General features: G+C 61.8%; 20 protein-coding genes. 11 read left to right on the forward strand and 9 right to left on the reverse strand.

The annotated features are described in order from the left end of the window. Window positions 1-89: 89 nt before the first annotated feature. Window positions 90-1466: a glutamine synthetase family protein gene (locus AC1UK9_RS17080; protein ID WP_025111315.1), complete on the reverse strand. Its 1377-nt coding sequence runs from the start codon at window positions 1464-1466 to the stop codon at window positions 90-92. A gap of 282 nt (window positions 1467-1748) precedes the next feature. On the opposite strand from AC1UK9_RS17080, the gene AC1UK9_RS17085 reads away from it, so the two are divergent. The 5 genes from AC1UK9_RS17085 (at window position 1749) to AC1UK9_RS17105 (ending at window position 7051) form a co-directional block, all read left to right on the forward strand. Next, window positions 1749-2510 carry a gamma-glutamyl-gamma-aminobutyrate hydrolase family protein gene (locus tag AC1UK9_RS17085; protein ID WP_482578084.1) on the forward strand — a complete coding sequence of 254 codons (762 nt, stop codon included), beginning with the start codon at window positions 1749-1751 and terminating at the stop codon, window positions 2508-2510. Between the two features lie 371 nt (window positions 2511-2881). Then, complete coding sequence (locus AC1UK9_RS17090) at window positions 2882-4024, forward strand: ABC transporter ATP-binding protein (RefSeq protein WP_025111313.1); 1143 nt, start codon at window positions 2882-2884, stop codon at window positions 4022-4024. Between the two features lie 29 nt (window positions 4025-4053). Next, a complete protein-coding gene (locus AC1UK9_RS17095; protein ID WP_177327349.1) occupies window positions 4054-4935 on the forward strand; it encodes an ABC transporter permease subunit in 882 nt (293 codons plus the stop codon). Further along, window positions 4932-5813 (forward strand): ABC transporter permease subunit, encoded by an 882-nt coding sequence (locus AC1UK9_RS17100; RefSeq protein ID WP_025111311.1) that lies wholly within the window; start codon window positions 4932-4934, stop codon window positions 5811-5813. The genes AC1UK9_RS17095 and AC1UK9_RS17100 overlap by 4 nt, the downstream gene beginning before the upstream one ends. A gap of 140 nt (window positions 5814-5953) precedes the next feature. Then, window positions 5954-7051 (forward strand): polyamine ABC transporter substrate-binding protein, encoded by a 1098-nt coding sequence (locus AC1UK9_RS17105; RefSeq protein ID WP_473012912.1) that lies wholly within the window; start codon window positions 5954-5956, stop codon window positions 7049-7051. A 243-nt stretch (window positions 7052-7294) separates the two neighbouring features. Here AC1UK9_RS17105 and thpR read toward each other — a convergent pair whose 3' ends face one another. Next, entirely contained in the window at window positions 7295-7834 is a 540-nt protein-coding gene (gene thpR / locus AC1UK9_RS17110; RefSeq protein ID WP_482578085.1) for an RNA 2',3'-cyclic phosphodiesterase, read from the reverse strand. A gap of 105 nt (window positions 7835-7939) precedes the next feature. On the opposite strand from thpR, the gene AC1UK9_RS17115 reads away from it, so the two are divergent. After that, window positions 7940-8134 carry a hypothetical protein gene (locus AC1UK9_RS17115; protein ID WP_025111308.1) on the forward strand — a complete coding sequence of 65 codons (195 nt, stop codon included), beginning with the start codon at window positions 7940-7942 and terminating at the stop codon, window positions 8132-8134. A 214-nt stretch (window positions 8135-8348) separates the two neighbouring features. Here the strand turns inward: AC1UK9_RS17115 and AC1UK9_RS17120 are convergent, their stop codons facing one another. Together AC1UK9_RS17120 and AC1UK9_RS17125 are read right to left on the reverse strand one after the other, a co-directional pair. Beyond that, window positions 8349-8702 (reverse strand): DUF1428 domain-containing protein, encoded by a 354-nt coding sequence (locus AC1UK9_RS17120; RefSeq protein ID WP_482578086.1) that lies wholly within the window; start codon window positions 8700-8702, stop codon window positions 8349-8351. Between the two features lie 2 nt (window positions 8703-8704). Then, window positions 8705-9784, reverse strand: coding sequence for a hypothetical protein (locus AC1UK9_RS17125; RefSeq protein WP_482578087.1), 1080 nt, complete (start codon window positions 9782-9784; stop codon window positions 8705-8707). Window positions 9785-10032: 248 nt separating this feature from the next. Between AC1UK9_RS17125 and AC1UK9_RS17130 the strand changes: the two genes are divergently transcribed. Then, window positions 10033-10305 (forward strand): hypothetical protein, encoded by a 273-nt coding sequence (locus AC1UK9_RS17130; RefSeq protein WP_473012916.1) that lies wholly within the window; start codon window positions 10033-10035, stop codon window positions 10303-10305. 45 nt (window positions 10306-10350) lie between these two features. Here the strand turns inward: AC1UK9_RS17130 and AC1UK9_RS17135 are convergent, their stop codons facing one another. Next, window positions 10351-10557, reverse strand: a complete 207-nt coding sequence (locus AC1UK9_RS17135; protein ID WP_473012917.1) for a hypothetical protein — start codon at window positions 10555-10557, stop codon at window positions 10351-10353. A gap of 242 nt (window positions 10558-10799) precedes the next feature. Between AC1UK9_RS17135 and AC1UK9_RS17140 the strand changes: the two genes are divergently transcribed. The 4 genes from AC1UK9_RS17140 to paoC all read left to right on the forward strand — a co-directional run bounded on the left by AC1UK9_RS17140 (window position 10800) and on the right by paoC (window position 16763). Further along, a complete protein-coding gene (locus tag AC1UK9_RS17140) occupies window positions 10800-12554 on the forward strand; it encodes an L-lactate permease (RefSeq protein ID WP_482578088.1) in 1755 nt (584 codons plus the stop codon). A 437-nt stretch (window positions 12555-12991) separates the two neighbouring features. Beyond that, window positions 12992-13615 carry an aldehyde dehydrogenase iron-sulfur subunit PaoA gene (gene paoA, locus AC1UK9_RS17145; protein WP_482578089.1) on the forward strand — a complete coding sequence of 208 codons (624 nt, stop codon included), beginning with the start codon at window positions 12992-12994 and terminating at the stop codon, window positions 13613-13615. Further along, window positions 13612-14568, forward strand: a complete 957-nt coding sequence (locus tag AC1UK9_RS17150) for an FAD binding domain-containing protein (protein WP_482578090.1) — start codon at window positions 13612-13614, stop codon at window positions 14566-14568. Before paoA ends, AC1UK9_RS17150 begins: the two co-directional genes overlap by 4 nt. After that, complete coding sequence (gene paoC / locus AC1UK9_RS17155; RefSeq protein WP_482578091.1) at window positions 14565-16763, forward strand: aldehyde oxidoreductase molybdenum-binding subunit PaoC; 2199 nt, start codon at window positions 14565-14567, stop codon at window positions 16761-16763. Before AC1UK9_RS17150 ends, paoC begins: the two co-directional genes overlap by 4 nt. 49 nt (window positions 16764-16812) lie before the next feature. Here paoC and AC1UK9_RS17160 read toward each other — a convergent pair whose 3' ends face one another. The 4 genes from AC1UK9_RS17160 to AC1UK9_RS17175 all read right to left on the reverse strand — a co-directional run bounded on the left by AC1UK9_RS17160 (window position 16813) and on the right by AC1UK9_RS17175 (window position 21454). Then, window positions 16813-19227, reverse strand: coding sequence for a TonB-dependent siderophore receptor (locus tag AC1UK9_RS17160; protein WP_482578092.1), 2415 nt, complete (start codon window positions 19225-19227; stop codon window positions 16813-16815). A 135-nt stretch (window positions 19228-19362) separates the two neighbouring features. Then, on the reverse strand, window positions 19363-20328 hold the full coding sequence (locus tag AC1UK9_RS17165; protein WP_482578093.1) for a FecR family protein: 966 nt from the start codon (window positions 20326-20328) through the stop codon (window positions 19363-19365). Further along, entirely contained in the window at window positions 20325-20858 is a 534-nt protein-coding gene (locus AC1UK9_RS17170; protein ID WP_482578094.1) for a sigma-70 family RNA polymerase sigma factor, read from the reverse strand. The genes AC1UK9_RS17165 and AC1UK9_RS17170 overlap by 4 nt, the downstream gene beginning before the upstream one ends. A gap of 119 nt (window positions 20859-20977) precedes the next feature. Beyond that, window positions 20978-21454, reverse strand: coding sequence for a (R)-mandelonitrile lyase (locus tag AC1UK9_RS17175; protein WP_473012924.1), 477 nt, complete (start codon window positions 21452-21454; stop codon window positions 20978-20980). Window positions 21455-21486 lie beyond the last annotated feature (32 nt).

Below are 21486 nucleotides of genomic sequence, written 5' to 3' on the forward strand. Positions count from 1 at the left end.
GGCGTCGGTACGTCCAGCATCTTCACTGCGAGACACATCGCTTTCGCGAGCAAGCCCGCTCCCACAGGGGGTCGGTGTTGGTCTGCGAATCAGACCGTATGCAGATACCAGTTGTACTCAAGGTCAGAGATCGAGTTTTCGAACTCGGCCAGCTCGCTTTCCTTGCACGCGACGAACACGTCGATGTACATCGGGTCGATGTAGCGGGCCATGACTTCGCTGTCGTCCAGCTCACGCAGGGCGTCGCGCAGGTTGTTCGGCAGGCTCTGTTCGTTCTGCTCGTAGCTGTTGCCTTCAACCGGCGCGCCCGGCTCGATCTGATTGGTCAGGCCGTGGTGAATACCGGCCAGCACCGAGGCCATCAGCAGGTACGGGTTGGCATCGGCACCCGCCACGCGGTGCTCGATGCGCACAGCGTCGGCCGAACCGGTCGGCACACGTACCGCCACGGTGCGGTTGTCGATGCCCCAGCTCGGCGAGTTCGGCACGTAGAACTGCGCGCCGAAGCGGCGGTACGAGTTGACGTTCGGGCAGAGGAAGGCCATTTGCGCAGGCAGGGTCTCCAGCACACCGCCGATCGCGTGTCGCAGCGCGGCGTTCTGCTCGGGATCCTCGCTGGCGAAGATGTTGTTGCCCTCTTTGTCCAGAATCGAAATGTGCACGTGCAGACCGTTGCCCGCCTGGCCCGGATACGGCTTGGCCATGAAGGTGGTGTCCATCTCGTGGTCGTAGGCGATGTTCTTCACCAGACGCTTGAGCAGGACCGCGTAGTCGCAGGCCTTGATCGGGTCGGAGACGTGATGCAGGTTGACTTCGAACTGCGCCGGGGCGCTTTCCTTGACGATGGCGTCAGCCGGGATGCCCTGCTCTTTCGCGCCTTCGAGGATGTCTTGCAGGCAATCGACGTATTCGTCGAGGTCGTCGATCAGGTACACCTGAGTCGACACCGGGCGCTTGCCGGACACTGGCGAACGTGGCGACTGCGGACGGCCGTTCACGTTGTCCTGATCGATCAGGTAGAACTCGAGTTCGAACGCGGCGCAGATGGTCAGGCCCAGTTCGTCGAACTTGCGCACGACGTTGGCCAGCACTTCACGCGGGTCGGCGAAGAACGGCTCGCCTTCGATCTCGTGCATGGTCATCAACAGTTGCGCGGTAGGACGCTTCTGCCACGGCTCGATGCTCAGGGTGCCCGGGATCGGGTAGCAGATGCGGTCAGCGTCGCCGATGTCCAGACCCAGGCCGGTGCTTTCCACCGTGGAGCCATTGATGTCGAGAGCGAAGAGCGAGGCCGGCAGGTTGATGCCTTTCTCGTAAACCTTGTGAAGACTGGTGCGCTCGATGCGCTTGCCGCGCACCACACCGTTCATGTCTGCAATCAGAAGGTCGACGTACAAAACCTCAGGATGTTTCTTAAGGAATGCGTTTGCTTCGTTGAGTTGAACGGCACGCAGAGGGACCGACATGATGCACCTATTTAGCTGTTAATTATTATGTTCACTGCTCTTTCACGGAGCCAGTCAACCCGAACGGCAAAGTGAAGTCAATAGCGAACAGATGACCGCTCAGGGTTTATTTTTCGGGCTTTTTTTAACACTCACGTGCCAACACTGGCGCCAGATGCCCGAGAACCATGAAGATTTGATGAACGGCGTTTAGAATTTTTTACATGGCAGTTGTTAATTAAAATCAACGAGGCTAAGCTCCGGAAAAGCTCGTTCAAGTGTCAAACTTCGAGGTGAATAAAAATGGCATTCAAGCCATTGATCGGCGTTACTGCGTGCGTCAAACAGATTGGCCTGCACCCCTATCACATCAGCGGCGACAAATACGTTCGCGCTGTCAGCGTTGCGGCGCTGGGGTTGCCGGTGGTCATTCCTTCCCTTGGCAAACTGACTGAAGTCGAAGACCTGCTCGGTCAACTCGACGGTCTGTTGCTGACCGGCTCGCCGTCGAATGTGGAACCCTTCCACTATCAAGGCCCGGCCAGCTCCCCCGGTACGGATCACGATCCGGCGCGGGACGCCACCACCCTTCCTTTATTACGTGCAGCCATCGCGGCGGGCGTTCCGGTGCTCGGCATCTGCCGTGGCTTCCAGGAAATGAACGTAGCCTTCGGCGGCAGCCTGCACCAGAAGGTCCACGAGCTGCCGGGCATGCTCGATCACCGCGAAGCCGACAGCCCGGACGTGGCCGTGCAATACGCACCGGCGCATGCCGTCACGGTGCTGGCCGGTGGGGTGTTCGAAGCGCTGGAGTTGCCGGGCGAGTTTCAGGTCAACTCGATTCACAGTCAGGGCATCGACCGCCTCGCTCCCGGCCTGCGCGCCGAAGCTGTGGCGCCGGATGGCCTGATCGAGGCGATCTCGGTCGAGCACAGCCCGACCTTCGCCCTCGGCGTGCAATGGCACCCTGAATGGCAAGTGCTGGACAACCCGAACTACCTGAAGATTTTCCAGGCGTTCGGCGAGGCTTGCCGGCAACGTGCGGCGCGGCGCAACAAGCGCTGACCCCCCCCAGGATTTCATCACTGTTTACTGCCCCCACGGGGTCGGCGGCTGTGCGTGTGCGCATCCGTCATCCGTGAAAACAACAAACCGTAATAACAACAAGTACGACCCAGGCAGCCAGGACGGCGGCGCCGACCAAGCCGGATCGGTATGAGCAGTGCCCGTCAGGACAACGCAAAACCCTGTGGGAGCGGGCTTGCTCGCGAAAGCGGAGTGTCAGACAACAACGACGTCGACTGACACGGCGCATTCGCGAGCAAGCCCGCTCCCACAGGGGATGTGATCCGACAGGAAATGCGCATATCGCTCTGCAATCCACTTTTAAGCCAGGCCACGTTGGCCCGGCGAACGAAACCTGTTGGGAGTTTCACATGGCAAACGCCTCCAGCACTTACAGGAAGGCACTTGAAGGCCACCAGCAACCGAAAAAGGTTCTGGTGAAAGTCGACCGTGTCACCAAGAAGTTCGACGAAACCACCGCTGTGGACGATGTGTCCCTGGAGATCCATCAGGGCGAGATCTTCGCGCTGCTGGGCGGCTCCGGCTCGGGCAAATCGACCCTGCTGCGCATGCTCGCCGGTTTCGAGCGCCCGACTGAAGGGCGGATTCTGCTCGACGGCGTGGACATCACCGACATGCCGCCGTACGAACGGCCGATCAACATGATGTTCCAGTCGTACGCGCTGTTCCCGCACATGACCGTGGCACAGAACATTGCCTTCGGTTTGAAGCAGGACCGTTTGCCGGCCAGCGAAATCGACGCCCGCGTCGAAGAGATGCTGCGCCTGGTGCACATGACCCAATACGCCAAGCGCAAACCCCATCAGTTGTCCGGCGGTCAGCGTCAACGCGTCGCCCTCGCCCGCTCCCTGGCCAAACGTCCGAAGCTGTTGCTGCTCGACGAACCGATGGGCGCGCTGGATAAAAAGCTGCGCTCGCAAATGCAACTGGAGCTGGTGCAAATCATCGAGCGCGTCGGCGTGACCTGCGTGATGGTGACCCACGACCAGGAAGAGGCCATGACCATGGCCGAGCGCATCGCGATCATGCACCTGGGCTGGATCGCCCAGATCGGCAGCCCGGTCGACATCTATGAAGCACCGGTCAGCCGCATGGTCTGCGAATTCATCGGCAACGTGAACGCCTTCGACGGCACCGTGGTAGAAGACCTTGAAGGTCACGCGATCATCCACAGCCCGGACTTGCAGCAGAAGATCTACGTCGGCCACGGCGTCAGCACCTCGGTGCAGGACAAGTCGATCACCTACGCGATCCGCCCGGAAAAAATGCTCGTCAGCACCCTCAAGCCAGAGACCCGTTACAACTGGTCGGAAGGCAAGGTGCATGACATTGCCTACCTCGGCGGCCACTCGGTGTTCTACGTCGAACTGCCTGGCGGCAAGATCGTCCAGTCGTTCATGGCCAACGCCGAACGCCGTGGCGCGCGTCCGACCTGGGACGACAAGGTCTACGTCTGGTGGGAAGACGACAGCGGCGTGGTACTGCGCTCATGAGAACCTTCAATCAGCAATTCCTGCGCCTGGTGCCCAGCGGGCGAAAATGGGTCATTGGCATACCGTTCATCTGGCTGTTCCTGTTCTTCATGCTGCCGTTCTTCCTGGTGATGAAGATCAGTTTCTCGGAAGCCGCGCTGTCGATCCCGCCATACACGGAGATCTACACCTACGCCGAACAGAAATTCCAGCTGATGCTCAACATCGGCAACTACACCATGCTCGGCGAAGACGAGCTGTACCTGTCGGCCTACCTCGGTTCGCTGAAGGTCGCGGCGCTGAGCACGCTGATGTGCCTGGTAATCGGTTTCCCGATGGCCTACGCAATCACCAAGGCGAGCAAGGAAGCGCAAAACGTCCTGCTGCTGTTGATCATGATGCCGACCTGGACCGCGATCCTGATCCGCGTTTACGCATGGATGGGCATCCTCAGCAACAACGGTCTGCTCAATGCGTTTCTGATGTGGACGGGGCTGACCGATCACCCGATCGAGATCCTCAACACCAACACCGCTGTGTACATCGGTGTGGTCTACGCCTACCTGCCGTTCATGGTGCTGCCGCTGTACGCCAACCTGGTGAAGCACGATGGCAGCCTGCTGGAGGCCGCGTCTGACCTGGGTTCAAGCAACTTCAACAACTTCTGGAAAATCACCGTGCCGCTGGCCAAGAACGGGATAATCGCCGGCTGCATGCTGGTGTTCATTCCGGTGGTGGGTGAGTTCGTGATCCCGGAACTGCTGGGTGGCCCGGAGACGCTGATGATCGGTCGCGTGCTGTGGCAAGAGTTCTTCAATAACCGCGACTGGCCGGTGGCATCTGCACTGGCGGTAGTGATGCTGTTGATCCTGATTGTGCCGATTCTGCTGTTCAACCGCAGTCAGGCCAAAGAGATGGAGGCACGGGGATGAAACGCTTCGGTTTTTCCAAGTTCATGTTGATCTTCGGCCTGATGTTCATTTATCTGCCGATGCTGATCCTGGTGATCTACTCGTTCAACGCCTCGAAACTGGTGACGGTGTGGGGCGGCTGGTCGGTGAAGTGGTACGTCGGCCTGCTCGACAACACGCAACTGATGGGCTCGGTAGTGCGCTCGCTGGAAATCGCCTGCTACACCGCGATTGCTGCCGTTGCGCTGGGCACCCTCGCCGCGTTCGTTCTGACTCGCGTCACACGCTTCAAGGGTCGCACGCTGTTCGGTGGTCTGGTGACCGCGCCGTTGGTGATGCCAGAGGTGATCACCGGTCTGTCGCTGTTGTTGCTGTTCGTGGCCATGGCGCAGTTGATCGGCTGGCCACAGGAACGTGGCATCGTCACCATCTGGATCGCTCACACCACATTTTGTGCCGCTTATGTGGCAGTGGTAGTCTCCGCCCGCCTGCGTGAACTGGATCTGTCGATCGAAGAAGCCGCGATGGATCTGGGGGCCAAACCGTTCAAGGTGTTTTTCCTGATCACCATTCCGATGATCGCGCCGTCGCTGGCTGCGGGCGGCATGATGTCGTTCGCCCTGTCGCTGGATGACCTGGTGCTGGCGAGCTTCGTCTCCGGCCCGGGTTCGACGACGCTGCCGATGGAAGTGTTCTCGGCGGTGCGTCTGGGCGTGAAGCCTGAGATCAACGCCGTGGCCAGCCTGATTCTGCTGGCAGTGTCACTGGTGACCTTCCTGGTCTGGTACTTCGGCCGCAAGGCAGAGGCCAACCGCAAGCGGGCGATTCAGGAAGCGATGGATCAGACGGCGAATGAGTCGTGGCAACAGCCGCAACGCGCCGCCACTGCCGCAGCCTGACAATGTGATGAGGAGCCAGTGTGGTGAGGGGGTTTATCCCCTCGCCACACAAGCTCCCTCGCCACAGGTCAGGTGTGCAGCTGTTTGGGTTTTGTGCTTTTGCTTAAAAGCTTTTGAATAAGAAGAATGGAGTTGTACCGATGAAAATGTTTGGCAGGACTCTGCTGACACTGTCCTTAATGGGCGCAATGGTCATGGGCGCCCAGGCCAACGACAAGGTGCTGCGTGTTTACAACTGGTCCGATTACATCGCGCCGGACACCGTCAAGAAGTTCGAAGACGAGACCGGCATCCGCGTGACCTATGACGTGTTCGACAGCAACGAGACCCTTGAGGCGCGCTTGCTGGCGGGCAAATCCGGTTATGACCTGGTCGTACCGTCGAACAGTTTCCTGGCCAAGCAGATCAAGGCCGGTGTCTATCAGACGCTGGACAAATCGAAGCTGCCGAACTGGAAGAATCTCAACCCGGTGCTGTTGAAAAACGCCGCTGCCAGTGATCCGGACAACGCCCATGCGTTCCCGTACATGTGGGGCTCGATCGGCATCGGTTTCAACCCGGCCAAGGTCAAGGAAGTGCTCGGCGCCAACGCCCCGACCGACTCCTGGGACTTGCTGTTCAACCCGCAAAATGCTGAAAAACTGAAAGCCTGCGGCATCAGCTTCCTCGACTCGCCGACCGAAATGATCCCGGCCGCCCTGCACTACCTGGGCTATCCGGTGAACGACAAGGACACCGCGCACATCAAGGAAGCCGAGGCGCTGTTCATGAAGATCCGCCCGTACGTGGCGTACTTCCATTCTTCGAAGTACATCTCGGACCTGGCCAACGGCAATATTTGCGTGGCGGTCGGGTACTCCGGTGACGTGCTGCAGGCCAAGGCCCGCGCCGTGGAAGCCGGCAACAAGGTGAAGATCGACTACAGCATTCCGAAGGAAGGCGCCGGCAGTTTCTACGACATGGTCGCGATCCCGCGTGATGCCGCCAACGTCGACAACGCCTACCTGTTCATGAACTTCCTGATGCGTCCGGACATCATTGCCGAGATCACCAACAGCAACGGCTACAGCAACGCCAACGCGGCGGCCACGCCACTGGTGGACGAAGCGATCCGCAACGACCCGGGCTCGTACCCGTCGCAGGCGGTGATGGCGACGCTTTATGCGGTGCCGGATCAGCCGATTGCCACACAGCGAATCATGACCCGGGGCTGGACCCGGGTGAAACTCGGCAAGTAAAAACACCAGCGATCAAAAATGTGGGAGCGAGCCTGCTCGCGAAGCAATATTTCAGGTGATGAAGAGGCTGAAGGTGCCGACGCCTTCGCGAGCAGGCTCGCTCCCACAGTGAAGCAATGCAGTGCTGAAAAAGTTCCCGTTCACGCAGCGCCTTACCACCGCTGCACCCTGCATTGAACGGCCTCACCTGGCTCCCTCGGCTCAGGTGAATTCAGGCGCCCTCGGGCGCCTTTTTTTGTGCGCTCAATTCAGCGGCCATTCCTGCAGGATCCGGTAACGCCCCTTGTGCGATTCGAACAGGGCAAAGCGCTCGGCGCGCAGGAAGAAATCCGCCGGCGTGGCGGATTCCGGCTCCGCTGCACGGTAGTCACGGGCCAGGGTCAGGTGCGGGCGAAACTCGCGCGCAGACGCTTCGAAGCCAAACGGCAACATCGCCTGTTCCAGCGCATAGACCAGGCGCAACAATGCCGGTGGTGCCTGCTCGGGCGCCAACGACAGGATCCCGGCCCGATGCCAGACCTGCAGGCGATCCAGCGCAACCCTCAACGTTTCACCTGGCGTGCGCACCTTGCCGGCGGCCTCGCAGACTTCATTGATCTGCGCCAGCGGCACGGCACCGAGGAACAGCAGCGTCAGGTGAAAGTTATCCGCCGGCACCGGTTTGCCGGTGCGCAGCCCAAGATCGCCGCGCCATTGAGCAATGGCCTTGCGTTGTAATGGCGGACAGTCGAGGGCGAAAAACAGTCGCTTGGCGGGAAGATCCATTCGCACTTCATCGATCATGGCCCTGCTCCTTCGCTCGTCGATCAGGCGATTCTACACAGCCTTCTCTGACGACTCGCGACACCCGGCTATAGTTCAAGGATTGCCATCGAACCAGAGGCCGTCATGCGCGAGATTCTCAGCAAAGAGCCGTGGTGGGCCAGACCACCGAACCCCGGGCAGGATGAAGCCGAGCTGGAGTGGGGCTGGCTGGTGCATTACAGCGAAGGTGAACCGCGTTTCGAATTCGTTTGCGAACGGCCTACGGACGAAGAAATCCGCAACCGCAAAAGCTGCCGGATTACCCCCTCCTCTGAATGACCGCAAGCCCATGTGGGAGCGAGCCTCGTCGCGGGCAAGTCGAATCATCGCCGCGCCGCTCCCACAGGGATGTGTGGCGCACGGATAATCGTGGCATTTCAGCAGAACCTGTGGGAGCGGGCTTGCTCGCGAAGCGGTCGGCACAGCCAGCATCTTCAGCGACTGAACCGCCGCCATCGCGAGCAGGCTCACTCCTGCACGGAACAGGTGAATTTCAGGATTCAAGAATGTTCTTGAAACCGCCAAAAATCATGCGCTGACCATCAAACCCCATCGGGTTGACGTCCGGTTGCATGCGCGGGTCCTCCATCATTTTGGCCATGCCGGCGTCGCGGGTGGCTTTGTCCGGCCAGATCAGCCAGCCGGACGAAACCGTCTCGCCGTCCTTGAGTTTTACCGCCATCGGGAATGACGTGACTTTGCCCTCCGGCACGTCATCGCCCCAGCACTGAACGACATCCTTTGCGCCGTATTCCTTGAACAGTTTCGCGGCGATCTCACAGTGTTTTTTGTACTGCTCGCGATTGGCATTCGGTACAGGTGCTACGAAAATATCGATGTAAGCCATGATCACTCTCCTTGCACGTTGGGTTCGATCTGCTGAGTAGTCGATTCCGGCGGCCGCCATTCGACACGATTCACACCCAGCCCGACCGACGGTTGTTCTGCTCCGCCAAGGCTGCCCTCAACCTGACCGGCGATGTGCAACGTACCGGCCATGACCCCGGTGGTCGGGTTTTGCAGCAGTTTCGACCAGGCCTTGTCAAAGGTGCTGCCCAGGCTGCTGCGAATCAGCGCTTCGCTGTCGGGTCGATCACTGGCCTGGATGATCGCGCGAATGCCCGCTACGCCGATCGAAATCACCCCGCCCACCAACTTGCCCGCCGCAGCCGCCACCGCGCTGGCCGCACCGCGCGGGGCCATTTCCGCTTCCATTCGCTGGCTGGCGCGTTTGGCCACGGGCGCCATACCGGCGTCGGTCGAGGCAATCCCCTTGCTGCCGCCCTCGGTGTGGACCTTGTCGATCAGCGCGGCATACGCCGGCAGGGTGTTCAGCGGTTCGGTACTGATGACCTGATACAGCGAAGCATCGCGCGCCGGCGGCGGGCCAAGGGCGATGGCCGGCACTTTCTGCAAGTGCCCGTTGAGCTGGGCCACCGGCACACCGTAACGCTGGGCGATGAGCGGCATCTGCTGGGCCATCAGTTGCGCATAGAACGCCGTGGCCTGACCGAGGATCGCATCCGGATCGATCTCCACCGCGACCGGCGCCAGCACCCTTTCCTGATACTGCTCAAGCAGATAGCTCGCCAGACGCTTGGCCGACGCATCCTGTTCGCCGCCGGCGCTGATCGTGTACCAACTGACCTTCATCGACAGCCATTCCTGGGTCCAATAGCTGCTGAACCACGGAATGAAATTTTCTTCAGTTTGCTCATAGACGCGAATACGCCAATGTTCCATCGAGCCCCGGGCAAATACCTTGACCTGCTCGGCGGACTGCTGCGAGGCGCTGACGATGTCGCGGTCGATCTGCTTCCAGGTCGCGGGCGACACCACCACGGCCGGTGGCGTCACCGGGGCCCGAGCCGAGGAAGCGCAGCCAGCCAGCAGCAACAGTGCGGCGACGAACAGCGCACGCAGGTTCACAGTGGTGGAGTCCTTGAATGGAGGAAAACAGATTTGAGTATAGGTGCGAGGGGTTGGGCCGTTTGTCGGTTGTGGCTGCATTGGCCCCATCGCGAGCAGGCTCGCTCCCACTTTGAAATACGTCCTCCTCTGGGGGGTGGCATCAACCATCAACGCCGTCGATATTCACCATCGCCACGATTGCCTTCCGCCCGCCGCCCGGCAAAGGCACGATTGCCCCATCCGAGACGCAACGAGGAGTACACATCATGATTCGCACCATCGCACTCTCCGTGAGTTTCCCGGTATTCGGCAGCAACTATTACGAGCAGCACGTGGTGTCGCGCAAGGCGCAAGCACTGGTGTTCAACGAAGATTTCGACGATCTGCTGATGCCCGCCGCAAGCAATCACTTCACTAATGAAGTGGTCGGTATCAACGATCAGTTCCGCTTTCTGAGCGACATACTCGCCACCCATTTGCTGGATCTCGAGGCCTCTGCGCCTGCGCATTCCAGCGTCCGGGCGAGCGCTCATTTTTAATCGGTGAGGGCGTTCCCGTTGCGGGAACGCCCTCTTGATATTAAATCAGTCGTCGTCGCGATCACGGTAGTAGCGGTGTCCGTCGCGTCGACCGTCATCACGGTCATCCCAACGCCGGTCATGGTCGTAATAGCGCCCGTGATCTCGGTCGTAATGCCGCCCATGGCGGTAGTCATCATCAAAATCCGCCACACAGCCTGCCAGCAAAACAGCGGCGGCCACGGTCAGCAGCATTGTTGTCGCGTGCTTCATTCAACTCTTCCCTAAAACCAAGGTCTTGACGACGGAACGGCTGTCACTGCCCACGCCTTCAGGACGCAGTGCGCGCAGCCGCTGATACGACCGGACAAACGGACTTTGATTCACTGCCCGACCACGACCGTTGATCGGCGCGCCGCCCGCCCCCGGACAGCGGCGTAATGCCACCTATACTGCTGGTTATCGCCCCCCTCGCAACGGATCTGCGCCTCGATAACAACAAGCAGAGGTGGATCATGGTCTGGCAGCAAATCTACGACCCGTTCGGCAATCCGCTGATCTCTACACTCATGGCCGCCACCCCGGTGGTGGTGATGCTCGCAGCGCTGGCGTTCTTTCACGTCAAGGCGCATCTGGCCGCCCTGCTCGCCCTGGCTTCGGCGCTGCTGATTTCGATCTTCGCCTTCGGCATGCCGGCAAGCATGGCCGGTTCGGCGGCGTTGTTTGGTGCAGCCAATGGTTTGCTGCCGATCGGCTGGATCGTGCTCAACATCATCTTTCTGCACCGCCTGACCACCGAGAACGGCTCATTCAAAGTGCTGCAGGACTCCCTGGCGCGGATCACTGATGACCGCCGTTTGCAGTTGCTGCTGATCGCCTTCTGCTTCGGCGCGTTTTTCGAAGGCGCAGCCGGGTTCGGTACGCCAGTGGCCGTGACCGGGGCGATTCTGACCGGCCTCGGTTTTTCGCCGTTGGCCGCATCCGGGCTGGCGTTGATTGCCAACACCGCACCAGTGGCGTTCGGCGCGCTCGGCACGCCGATCATCACCCTGGCCAAAGTCACCGGGCTGGATGAGATGGAGCTGTCGATGATGGTCGGCCGGCAACTGCCGTTTTTCTCGGTGCTGGTGCCGTTCTGGCTGATCTGGGCGTTTGCCGGGTGGCGCAAGATGCTGGAGATCTGGCCGGCGATTCTGGTGGCCGGGGTCAGTTTCGCGGTGCCGCAGTTCCTGGTATCGAACTACCATGGGCCAATGCTGGTGGACGTGATCGCCGCACTGATCTCCATGGCCTGCCTGACTCTGTTTCTGCGGGTCTGGAAACCGGCGACGGTGTACACCTCCGCCGCCCTGTCCGGGCGAATCGACAACTCCAGGGTCGAGGAAGAAAAAGTTACCGCCAGTGCCACCTTCAGCGATCAGGCACGCCCGGCGGTGATGCGCGCGTGGATGCCATGGATCATCCTCACCGTGTTCGTGTTTGCCTGGGGCACCCAGGGTTTCAAGAATATTTTCGACGTGCGCCCGGCGCTGGACCCGGTAACGCATTCCGTCAAACTCGATCCGCAAGGCAAACCGCTCAGCGAGGCCAACCCGATTTTCTCGCCGGCGCTGACCTTCACCACCCTGCACCTGCAAGTGCAGAAAGTCCCACCGGTGGTGCCGGCGCCGAAAGCCGAAGAGGCGATCTACAAGTTCACCTGGTTCACCGCCACTGGCAGCGGCATTCTGCTGGCGGCGATTGTCGGCGGGCTGCTGATGGGCTACTCGATCCCGCAATTGATCAAGCAGTACCTGCGCACGCTATGGGTGGTGCGGTTTTCGCTGATCACCATTGCGGCGATGCTCGCGCTGGGATTTCTTACGAGGTATTCCGGACTGGACGCGACCATGGGCCTGGCGTTTGCGGCGACCGGGGTGTTTTACCCGATGTTCGGCACCTTGCTCGGCTGGCTCGGCGTGGCGTTGACCGGTTCGGATACCGCCTCGAACGTACTGTTCGGCGGGCTGCAACGGGTGACCTCGGAACAGTTGGGCATCAGCCCCGTCCTGATGGCGGCGGCCAACAGCTCCGGCGGGGTTATGGGCAAGATGGTCGATGCACAATCAATCGTGGTCGCCTCCACCGCCACCCGCTGGTATGGGCATGAGGGCGAAATTCTGCGCTACGTGTTCTTCCACTCGATCGTACTGGCGATGCTGGTCGGTGGGCTGGTGACGCTGCAGGCGTATGTGGCGCCGTTTACGCACATGGTGGTTGGCGGACATTGAGGTCAATTCCGAAGACCTCTTCGCGAGCAGGCTCGCTCCCACAGGGGGCATGCATTCCAATGTGGGAGCGAGCCTACTCGCGAAGAGCTATTTCATTCAACCAAAGACAGCCTGCCCCACCACCTTCGGCAGCAAGCCCCCTCCCACATTTGAAATGCATACCCCCTGTGGGAGCGGGCTTGCTCGCGAAAGCGGTATGCCATTCAACCAAAAACTGCCTGCCCCACCACCTTCGCGAGCAAGCCCCCTCCCACAATATGGCTCTGCGTCGTTTAGCGGATTGATGAGCCATGCGCATAACTCTATAGCGCAAATCCGCAAAAACCTTTTCCCCCTTGCGCAGGTCATTCCAAGAACGAGACCGGCAAGCATGCCGGCGCGCCCGAGCGGGCCTTTTCACCCCTGCCGTCCTGATTCAGCCAGAGAGGGATCGAAGCATGACGATTTCCCGACGTAGATTCCTGATCCTCGGTGCCGTGACCGCCACGGCCTTCGCGATGCCGCCGTTCATCAGCCTCAAGGCCTACGCGGCCAACCTGGAGCAACCGGCCATGAGCAAAGTGACGATTCAAGTCAACGGCAAGCCGCAAGCCCTTGAAGTCGACAACCGCACCACCCTGCTCGACGCCCTGCGCGAGCACCTGCACCTGACCGGCAGCAAAAAAGGCTGCGACCACGGCCAATGTGGCGCCTGTACGGTGATTGCCGATGGCCGGCGGATCAATGCCTGCCTGACCTTGGCGGTGATGCACGAAGGCAGCGAAATCACCACCATCGAAGGCCTCGGCATGCCCGACAATCTACACCCGATGCAGGCCGCGTTCATCAAGCACGACGGCTATCAGTGCGGCTATTGCACGCCGGGGCAGATCTGCTCGGCGGTGGCGGTGCTCAAGGAAATCCGCGACGGCATCCCCAGCCATGCCAGCCCCAGCCTGACCGATGCACCGCAACTGATTGCCGCTGAATTCCAGGAGCGCATGAGCGGCAACATCTGCCGCTGCGGTGCCTACTCGAACATCATCGAAGCGATCACTGAAGTTGCGGAGGTGCCGGCATGAGACCGTTCAACTACAGCCGCGCCGACTCCCCCGCCGCAGCGGCCGCACAAGCGGCACAGGTCGAAGGCGCGAAGTTCATCGCCGGCGGTACCAACCTGCTGGACCTGATGAAACTCGACATCGAAACCCCGCTGCACCTGATCGACATCAACCATCTGGGCCTTGATCAAATTGAAGCCACACCTGAAGGCGGATTGCGCATCGGCGCACTGGTGCGCAACACCGATCTGGCCGCCGACAGCCGCGTGCGCAAGGACTACGCCCTGCTCGCGCGCGCCTTGCTCGCCGGCGCCTCGGGCCAGTTGCGCAACATGGCGAGCACCGCCGGCAACCTGCTGCAACGCACCCGCTGTGCCTACTTCTATGACGTCAATCAGGCCTGCAACAAACGCCAGCCCGGCAGTGGGTGTGCGGCGATTGGCGGGGTCAGTCGGCAACTGGGGCTGATCGGCGTCAGCGACGCCTGCATCGCCACCCACCCCAGCGACATGGCGATTGCCATGCGCGCACTCGACGCGCAGGTTGAAACGGTCAAGCCCGACGGCACGACCCGCCGCATCGCCATTGCCGACTTCCATCAACTCCCGGGCAACACGCCGAACATCGAAACCAGCCTCACGCCCGGCGAGTTCATCACCTCCGTGACCCTGCCCGCTCCGGTCGGCGGCACGCACCTTTATCACAAGGTGCGCGATCGCTCGTCGTACGCCTTTGCCCTGGTGTCGGTCGGGGTGATCCTGCAAAAAGACGGCAGCGGCCGCGTGGCGGTCGGTGGGATAGCGCCCAAACCATGGCGCGTCGAAGACGCCGACGCGTTGCTGCCCAACGGCGCGAAAGCCGTGAGCGAACGCCTGCTCGACGGCGCAACACCGACCCACGACAACCAATTCAAACTGACCTTGGTCGAGCGCACGCTCGGCTCGGTGTTGGCGCAAGCGAGGGACGAAGCATGAAATTCGACACGCCCGCTACCACCAACCCGATCGATCAGTTGAAAGTCATCGGCAAACCCACCGACCGCGTCGAAGGCCCGCTGAAAACCAGCGGCCAGGCGCCATACGCCTACGAGCAACACCACGTGGTGGCGAATCAGGCCTACGGCTTCATGGTCGGCTCGGCCATCGCCAAAGGCCGCATCAACCACATCGATCTCGACGCAGCCGAAGCCGCGCCCGGCGTGCTGGCCATCGTCACCGCTGCCAATGCCGGCAAGCTCGGCAAGGGCAAATACAACTCGGCGCCGCTGCTGGCCGGGCCCGACGTGCAGCACTATCACCAGGCCGTAGCGCTAGTGGTTGCCGAAACCTTCGAGCAGGCTCGCGCCGCTGCACAACTGGTCAAGGTCGACTATGTCACGACCAAGGGCGAGTTCGACCTGGCCAGCGTGCGCGATCAGGGCGTGGAGCCGAAAGACGAATTGCCCGACGTCAGACACGGCGATTTCGCCGGGGCGTTCGCCGCCGCTGCGGTGCAGTTCGACCAGACTTACACCACCCCCGATCAGTCCCACGCGATGATGGAGCCGCACGCAACATTGGCGGCATGGCAAGGCGATCAACTGACCCTGTGGACGTCCAACCAGATGATCGCCTGGAGTGTCGGCGACGTCGCCGCCACCCTTGGCCTGCCCAAGGACAAAGTGCGCCTGATCTCGCCGTACATTGGCGGCGGCTTTGGCGGCAAACTGTTCATCCGCGCCGACGCGATCCTCGCTGCCCTCGGGGCGCGTCTGGCCAACCGCCCGGTAAAAGTCGCCCTCGCCCGGCCGCAGATCGCCAATAACACCACTCACCGCCCCGCGACCATCCAGCGGATTCGCATGGGTGCGACAGCGGACGGCAAGCTCACAGCCATCGCTCATGAAGGCTGGTCGGGCAACCTCAAGGACGGCAAGGTCGAAGTCGCGGCGCAGCCGAGTCAGTTGCTCTATGCCGCAGAAAACCGCCTGGTGAGCATGCGGCTCGCGCCGCTGGATCTGCCCGAAGGCAACGCCATGCGCGCCCCCGGGGAAACCCCGGGGCTGATGGCGCTGGAAATCGCCATGGACGAGATGGCCGAGCAGCTCAAGCTCGACCCCATCCAGTTTCGTATCCTCAACGACACCCAGGTGGATCCGGTGAAAACCGAGCGCCCGTTCTCCCAGCGACGGCTGATCGAATGCCTGCAAACCGGCGCCGAAAAATTCGGCTGGAACCAGCGCAGCGCTACCCCCGGCAGCCGTCGCGAAGGCCGCTGGCTGATCGGCATGGGCGTCGCGGCGGCGATCCGCAATAACCTGCTGCTCAAGTCCGGTGCGCGGGTGCGGCTGGAACGCGACGGCAAGGTCACGGTGGAAACCGACATGACTGACATCGGCACCGGCAGCTACACCATCATCGCCCAGACCGCCGCCGAGATGATGGGCGTCGGCCTTGCAGACGTCACCGTGCATCTGGGGGATTCGAACTTTCCGGTGTCGTCCGGCTCCGGCGGCCAGTTCGGCGCCAACTGCTCGACCGCCGGGGTCTACGCCGCGTGCATGAAACTGCGCGACGCAGTGGCAACCCAGCTGGGCATGACCGGCGCTGACGTCGAGTTCGCCGACGGTCAGGTGCGCTCCGGCGGCAAGACGCTGGCGCTGCGTGATGCCGCAAAAAATGGCGTCGTCGAGGCCGAGGACAGCATCGAATTCGCCGACCTCGCCAAGCAGTATCAGCAGTCGACTTTCGGCGCGCACTTCGTCGAAGTGGCGGTGGACGCGGCGACCGGAGAAGTCCGTGTGCGACGCATGCTTGCGGTGTGCGCAGCGGGGCGGATTCTCAACCCCAAAGCCGCGCGCAGCCAGGTGATAGGCGCGATGACCATGGGCGTCGGTGCTGCATTGATGGAGGAGCTGGCGGTGGACAAACGGCTGGGCTTTTTCGTCAATCACGACCTGGCCGGGTACGAAGTGCCGGTGCATGCCGACATCCCGCATCAGGAGGTGATTTTCCTCGACGAGACCGACCCGGTTTCATCGCCAATGAAAGCCAAGGGTGTGGGGGAGCTGGGGATTTGCGGCGTGAGTGCCGCAGTGGCGAATGCGATCTACAACGCCACCGGGGCGCGGGTACGCGAATATCCGATCACGCTGGACAAGATTCTTTCGTCGTTGCCGCCGATGATCTGAAGCAACCCCACAGAATCGCCCCTCCCTGCGCAGAGAGGGGCGTTCACCGTTACCAGCGATACGTCGCCGAAGCCACGGCGGTGCGCGGATTGCCGTACAGGCAACGGGTCGCGTCGTAGCATCCGGAAATGTAGTCATCATCGGTCAGGTTGGTGACGTTCAGTGCCAGTTTCCATGGCCCGGTCACGTAATGCGCCGAAGCATCGAACACAGTGTACGAGGGGATCTCCAGCGAGTTATCCGCCGCACCCGGGTTACTGCCGACGTAGCGCACGCCCGCGCCCATGCCGAAGTTCTTCAGCCAGCCATCGTGGAAGGTGTAGTCAGCCCACAGCGACGCCATGTTGCGCGGCGTCGGGATGAACGTCGGGGTCTTGCCCTCGCTGACGTCGTTGGCCTTGGTGATCTTTACGTCCTGATAGGTGTAACTGGCGATCACGTCCAGCTCACGGCTCAGGCTTGCCGTGCCTTCCAGCTCGAAACCACGGGAGCGGATTTCGCCGGTCTGCACCGAGTAATTGGGATTGATCGGGCCTGGCGTCAACACGTTAGTCTGGGTGATCTGAAAGACCGCCGCAGTCACCGACGCGTTGCTGTCCTTGGGCACGAATTTGATCCCGGCCTCATACTGCCTGGCCTCGGTCGGATCGAACGGTTTACCGTTGGCATCCAGCCCTGCGTTGGGGGTGAATGCGGTGGAGTAGCTGACGTAGGGTGCCAGGCCGTTGTCCGCCAGGTACACCAGACCGGCTCGACCGCTGAAGGCCTCGTCTTTCTGGTGGGTGGTGGTGTGCGCCAGGTGATCCTGGGTTTCGCTGCTGGCCCAGTCGTAGCGACCGCTCAGGGTCAGGCGCCAGTGCTCGTCGAACTTCAGCTGATCCTGCAGATACAGGCCGGTCTGATTCAGGGTCGAATCGATGTTGCTCGGGTAGCTCTTGTCCGGATCGTTGAAGATCGAGCGGTCGAACGGCACGAACACCGGGTGGTACGCGTTGACCGGCGCCGCGAGGGCATAGACCTCTTTGTCGGTGGCGTCCTGATGCTGATAATCCAGGCCCACGAGCACCGTGTGATCGACCCCGCCGGCACTGAAGTCGGCTTGCGCCTGGTTGTCCACGGTCCAGCGTTTGTAGGTGAAATCGGCGATGCCGGCCCAACGGTCGATGGTCGTCAACGAGCCTGCCTGGAAGCCACCGCCGTAGATCATGTTGTCGTTCAGGTCGAGGTGCGAGTAGCGCAGGTTCTGCCGCACTTGCCAGGTGTCACTCAGGCGTTTGGAGAACTCATAGCCGAACGAATACTGGCGCTTTTCGTACTTCTGAAAGTCTCGGTCGGCCTCGAAGATGTTGCGCTTGATGTGGCCGTTGGGGTTGTAGTCGATGGTGCCCGCCGACGGATAAAAACCATCGCCGGAATTGCTGTCGTCGTACAGGTAACTCGCGAGCAACGTGAAGCGCGTGTCGTCATCCGGCGCAAAGGTAAGCGAGGGCGCCAGTGATTGGCGCTTGTCCTGCCACGGAGTGTCCTTGATGTTCTGGTCGCGCAGCACGCCGACCATGCGGTACGACCACACGCCCTGCTCGTCCAGCGGGCCGGTGCTGTCGAAGTTGATCTGGCGGCGCGCATCGGTGCCGTATTGCACGCCGACTTCGTTGGCCGCCACTGCACTCGGGCGCTTCGATACCTGATTGATCACACCACCAGGATCGCCCTGCCCGTACAACACACCGGCCGGACCGCGCAGTACTTCGACGCGCTCGAGCATGTACGGATCGACCATCCAGCTCGCCAGATTGATCGTGGTCGGCAGTTGCAGGCTATCGAGGTACGTGGTCGGGGAGAAACCGCGAATCACCGTGTACCAGTCCGAGCGATTGTTGGCGCCATAGCTCGACACGCCGGGGGTGTAGCGCAACGCTTCGTTGACCGACTGCACGCCTTGCGCATCCATGCGCTCACGGGTGATGACCGAAATCGATTGCGGGGTTTCGTGGATCGGTGTGCCGGTCTTGGTCGCGCTGATGCTGTTCTGCGCAACGTAACCGTCCACCGGCCCGAACGGCCCATCGACCGTCTCCGGCGCACTGATCGACAGGCTGTCGAGCTGTACCTGGCCGGTGCCGGAAGGCAACGCCTGCAAACGATAAGTCGAGCCAACCTGTACCGCTTCCAGGCCACTGCCGCTGAGCAGCCTTGCCAGCGCCATTTCCAGGGTGTAGCGCCCGCTCAGGCCCGGCGTCTGTTTGCCACGGGTCAGCGCCGGATCGAACGCCTGGGCCACGCCGGCCTGCTCGGCCAAGGTGCTCAAGGCTACGCTGAGGTCACCGGCCGGCACCGCGAAGGTCTGCACGCGGCTCTGGGCGACACTGGCATCGTCAGCCGCCGCCGGCAGCACAGCACCGGCGAGAAAGATCGGAAACAGCGCGGCGGCAAGAGGGTGCAGCCGGACAACGGGGCGGGTCATGGGGTGGATTCCTGGGAGTTGTTTGGGTTTCTCAGGCCATGACGGGCGAGTTCGGGAAAGGGACAGTGAAGCGCTGAATTATTTTTCAGATCACCGCCCCCGGCAGGCGAAGGCCTGCAAAGTTTCGTGGTGAACTCAGGATTTGGGTTTGATCAGCACCAGCCAATCGGTAAAGCGCTGCACGCGAATCGGCAGGTTGGTCTGCAATGCCGCCAGCGCTGCGTTGCTGTCACCGAGCGGGAACGAGCCCGAGACCCGCAACCCGGCCAGCGCCTGCCGATCGAAGTGCAGGACGCCGGAGCGGTAGCGCGCCAGCTCATCGAGCACCTCCACCAGTGGCCGGTCGTCGACCTTGAGCACGCCTCGGGTCCAGCTCGCCGGGTCGCCGTTGGCCAAACCCATCGGGCTGTCGACATGATCGGCAAACACCGTCGCCTGCTGCCCGGCCGCCACCCGCACGGGACCCTCCGGGTGCTCGACCGGGCGCGCGGCAATCGCCGATTCCAGCACGGTGACACGGGTCTGGCCGTCCTCGCGGCGCACCAGGAACTGCGTGCCGAGTGCCGTCACGGTGCCGTGCTCGGTGCGCACCACGAAAGGCCGTTGCGGGTCCTTCGCCACCTCGACCCACAGCTCGCCGCGCTTGAGATCGATCAGCCGTTGCTGGCCGTCGAAATGCAGATCCACCGCCGTGTCGCTGTTGAGCTGCAAGTGGCTGTGATCGGCCAGCACCAGATCGCGCCGCTCGCCCACTGCCGTGCGTTGATCCGCCAGCCACACCGGCGCCTGGCGCACACCTTGCCACGCCACGCTCGCGGCGATCAGCAAGGCCAGACAAGTGCCGGTGCGCCGCAGGGTGCTGCCGCGCTTTGGCGTGAGGACACGGTCGAGGGTCTTGCGCGCGCGGCTCTTCGGCAAGCCGTCGAAACGTCCCCACAGCAGCGCCAGACGCGAAGCCGCCAAAGCATGGCTGGGGTCGGCATCGCGCCATTGGGCGAACGCCTGATGCTGATGATCACTGGCCTCACCGGAGTGCAGCAGCGCCAGCCATTGCGCCGCCGCGACCACCGTTTCATGGCTTGGCTCAGGCCCGTTGTTCACGCGGCACCGCCATACAGCGCGACATAGCAATGCACCATGACCTGAGCGATGTACTGCTTGATCATGCTTTTCGACACACCGAGGTGTTCGGCGATCTCGGCATGGCTCCAGCCGTCCAGGCGATTGAGCAGAAACGCCCGTCGTGGTTTCTCCGCAAGGCCGTCGAGCAGCCGGGCGATGGATTCGAGCAGTTCGATGATCTGATGGAAGTCCTGCGGGCTGATCGCCGCGGCGTCTGCATTTTCATGCGCCAGCACCGCCAGGTATGCCCGCTCCAGCTTGCGCCGGCGCTCGCCATCGATCAGCAGGCGAATCGCCGTGGTCGTGAGAAACGCCCGCGGCTCCTGCAAGCGCTCGGGTTCAGCGAGGGTCAGCACGCGGATGAAGGTGTCCTGCGCCAGATCCGCCGCTCGCTGCGAACAGCCGAGTTTTTTACGCAACCAGTTCTGCAACCAGCCGTGATGGTCGCTGTAAAGCAACGTCAGCAGCTGATTGCGCGGGGATTGGGCGGAAGGCAAATGAGCGGGCACAACGGCATCCTGGGAGGGGGCAACCTACACGAATGCGAATATATTTCATTTGCTAACAAGTGTCACCCAGCGCAAAAAAACGCTAGCGCACTCGCATGAGGTTCCAGCGGGCTGGTGCCTCATTCAGCCTTCGGATATTGCGCGTCGCTGACCTGCTCCATCCAGTCCACCACCTTGCCATCCAGCACTTCGGCAATGGCAATGTGGGTCATCGCCGTGTTCGGTGCAGCACCGTGCCAATGCTTGGCGCCGGGAGCGATCCACACGGTGTCGCCGGGGCGGATATCGCGAACGGGCTGGCCCCACTCCTGCACAAGACCGGCCCCGGCGGTGACGATCAACGTCTGCCCCAACGGATGGGTGTGCCATGCGGTGCGTGCGCCCGGCTCGAACGTCACCGTGGCGCCGCTGACGCGCGCCGCATCGCTGCCCTTGAACGGCGCGTCGACGCGCACGGTGCCGGTGAACCAGTCCGCCGGGCCCTTGGCCGAGGGTTGCGAGCCGTTGGGGGTGACAATGACGCGCAGGGGTTCGTTGGCCTGGGTCTCGCTCGCGAGTAAGGACAAGGTCAATGCGCAAGTGGCAATCGGGTTCATGGCGGTGGTCTCCGGTGAGCAATAACGGCACT

The sequence above is a fragment of the Pseudomonas sp. AK-TSAG1-1 genome, assembly GCF_056821665.1.

Coding starts and splice junctions, on each gene's coding strand:
- thpR (WP_482578085.1), bottom strand. CDS start 7,834: ATGATCGATGAAGTGCGAATGGATCTTCCCGCCAAGCGACTGTTTTTC.
- paoA (WP_482578089.1), top strand. CDS start 12,992: ATGACGATTTCCCGACGTAGATTCCTGATCCTCGGTGCCGTGACCGCC.
- AC1UK9_RS17080 (WP_025111315.1), bottom strand. CDS start 1,466: ATGTCGGTCCCTCTGCGTGCCGTTCAACTCAACGAAGCAAACGCATTC.
- AC1UK9_RS17150 (WP_482578090.1), top strand. CDS start 13,612: ATGAGACCGTTCAACTACAGCCGCGCCGACTCCCCCGCCGCAGCGGCC.
- AC1UK9_RS17130 (WP_473012916.1), top strand. CDS start 10,033: ATGATTCGCACCATCGCACTCTCCGTGAGTTTCCCGGTATTCGGCAGC.
- AC1UK9_RS17160 (WP_482578092.1), bottom strand. CDS start 19,227: ATGACCCGCCCCGTTGTCCGGCTGCACCCTCTTGCCGCCGCGCTGTTT.
- paoC (WP_482578091.1), top strand. CDS start 14,565: ATGAAATTCGACACGCCCGCTACCACCAACCCGATCGATCAGTTGAAA.
- AC1UK9_RS17120 (WP_482578086.1), bottom strand. CDS start 8,702: ATGGCTTACATCGATATTTTCGTAGCACCTGTACCGAATGCCAATCGC.
- AC1UK9_RS17135 (WP_473012917.1), bottom strand. CDS start 10,557: ATGAAGCACGCGACAACAATGCTGCTGACCGTGGCCGCCGCTGTTTTG.
- AC1UK9_RS17090 (WP_025111313.1), top strand. CDS start 2,882: ATGGCAAACGCCTCCAGCACTTACAGGAAGGCACTTGAAGGCCACCAG.
- AC1UK9_RS17115 (WP_025111308.1), top strand. CDS start 7,940: ATGCGCGAGATTCTCAGCAAAGAGCCGTGGTGGGCCAGACCACCGAAC.
- AC1UK9_RS17175 (WP_473012924.1), bottom strand. CDS start 21,454: ATGAACCCGATTGCCACTTGCGCATTGACCTTGTCCTTACTCGCGAGC.
- AC1UK9_RS17105 (WP_473012912.1), top strand. CDS start 5,954: ATGAAAATGTTTGGCAGGACTCTGCTGACACTGTCCTTAATGGGCGCA.
- AC1UK9_RS17140 (WP_482578088.1), top strand. CDS start 10,800: ATGGTCTGGCAGCAAATCTACGACCCGTTCGGCAATCCGCTGATCTCT.
- AC1UK9_RS17085 (WP_482578084.1), top strand. CDS start 1,749: ATGGCATTCAAGCCATTGATCGGCGTTACTGCGTGCGTCAAACAGATT.
- AC1UK9_RS17100 (WP_025111311.1), top strand. CDS start 4,932: ATGAAACGCTTCGGTTTTTCCAAGTTCATGTTGATCTTCGGCCTGATG.